Below are 1,609 nucleotides of genomic sequence, written 5' to 3'. Positions count from 1 at the left end.
AAGCAGATCGCCCAGTTCCACCTCAGCGCCCCCAAGGTCCCGGCCGCCCATGAAGCCGGTACGCCGGAAAGCGTAATGGCGCCAGTACGCCAGAACTTCGAACAGATCCGTCCGTTCCTCAGCGACAAGGCCGACCTGCAGCAACTCGAAGCCCTGGAGGCCTGGGCCGAGGCTAGTTTCGAACGCCTCAAGCCACTGCTGGCCCAACGCAAGAGCGAAGGATTCATCCGTGAGTGCCATGGTGATATCCACCTGGGTAACGCCACCCTTATCGACGGCAAGGTGGTGATTTTCGACTGCATCGAATTCAACGAGCCGTTCCGTTTCACCGACGTCTATGCCGACACCGGCTTCCTCGCCATGGACCTGGAGGATCGCGGCCTGAAAAGCCTGGCGCGGCGTTTCATCAGCCAGTACCTGGAACTGACCGGTGACTATCAGGGCCTGGAACTGCTGAACTTCTACAAAGCCTACCGTGCTCTGGTACGCGCCAAAGTCAGCCTGTTCAGCATGCCTGCCGACGCCACTCCGGTGCAGCGCGCCACCACGCTGCGCCAGTACCGCAACTACGCCAATCTGGCAGAAAGCTACAGCACCATTCCATCACGCTTCCTGGCAATCACCTCGGGCGTCTCGGCCGTTGGCAAAAGCCGCGTAGCCATGCGTCTGGTGGAAGCTCTGGGGGCCGTTCGCCTGCGCTCCGATGTGGAGCGCAAGCGTCTGTTCGGCGAGCAACAAGTGCAGAACGACCCTCACGCCGGCATCTACAGCAGCGACGCCAGCAGCGCCACCTACACCCGCCTGCATGAAATCGCCGAAACCATCCTGCGCGCTGGTTTCCCGGTTGTGATCGACGCTACCTACCTCAAGCGCGCCCAACGGGATGCCGCGGCCAAGGTGGCCGAAGCCACTGGCACCCCTTGCTTGATCATCGACTGCAACGCCCCTGAAGCGGTGGTCGCCAGCTGGTTGGCTCAACGTCAAGCCGATCAGAACGATCCTTCCGATGCCACTCTGGAAGTGATCGCCACGCAGCAAGCAACGCGCGAAGCCCTGACCGACGAAGAGCTGCTACGCAGCAAGCGCATAGAAACCAACGAAAGCGGTAGCCTGGATGCCCTGGTTGCCAACATTCGTCAGCGCCTTCCAGGCCTGTAAGCAATAGTTTCAGCCGTGAAGTGCAAAGACTTCACGGCTGAAAAATAGTGGCACTATACTGGCGTCATAAATCCAACACTGGTGACGTCGCCATGAGCCAACCGAAACTTCTAGATACTCCGCTTTACGCCCTGCTGCATAAAGACGACATCGTCGGTTTCAACCGCGAACGTCCAAAGGATCAACCCATCGACATGCGTGGCGGTGACTTCCGCGGCCTCGACCTGCGAGAACTGAACGCTCAAGGGGTCGACTTCACCGACGCCTATTTCCGCTCCGCCGACTTGCGCGGCCTGGACTTGCGAAACTCTTCCATGGAAGGCGCCAGCCTGGCCCATGCGCAAATATCTGGCGCTTACTTTCCGGTGGAACTGACTGCCGACGAGATTCTCATGTCGGTCAACTTCGGTACTCGCCTGCGTTACAACACCCGCTAAAATACCCTGTACGG

General features: G+C 59.5%; 2 protein-coding genes. Both read left to right on the top strand.

Annotated features, from left to right (window positions below):
- On the top strand, positions 1-1,158 hold a 1,158-nt coding region (locus BLX41_RS11995), incomplete at its 5' end, for a bifunctional aminoglycoside phosphotransferase/ATP-binding protein (protein WP_259744743.1).
- 92 nt (positions 1,159-1,250) lie between these two features.
- Positions 1,251-1,595 (top strand): pentapeptide repeat-containing protein, encoded by a 345-nt coding sequence (locus BLX41_RS11990; protein WP_123725046.1) that lies wholly within the window; start codon positions 1,251-1,253, stop codon positions 1,593-1,595.
- The last annotated feature ends 14 nt before the right edge of the window (positions 1,596-1,609 follow it).

This window comes from Pseudomonas protegens (assembly GCF_003732485.1).
GTDB classification, from domain to species: domain Bacteria; phylum Pseudomonadota; class Gammaproteobacteria; order Pseudomonadales; family Pseudomonadaceae; genus Aquipseudomonas; species Aquipseudomonas protegens_B.
The sequence above is the reverse complement of the archived record's forward strand: the minus strand, read 5'-3'. Positions and strand labels throughout refer to the sequence as shown.

Excerpts from the sequence above, each read along its gene's own strand:
- BLX41_RS11990 (WP_123725046.1), top strand. The coding sequence starts at position 1,251 with ATGAGCCAACCGAAACTTCTAGATACTCCGCTTTACGCCCTGCTGCAT.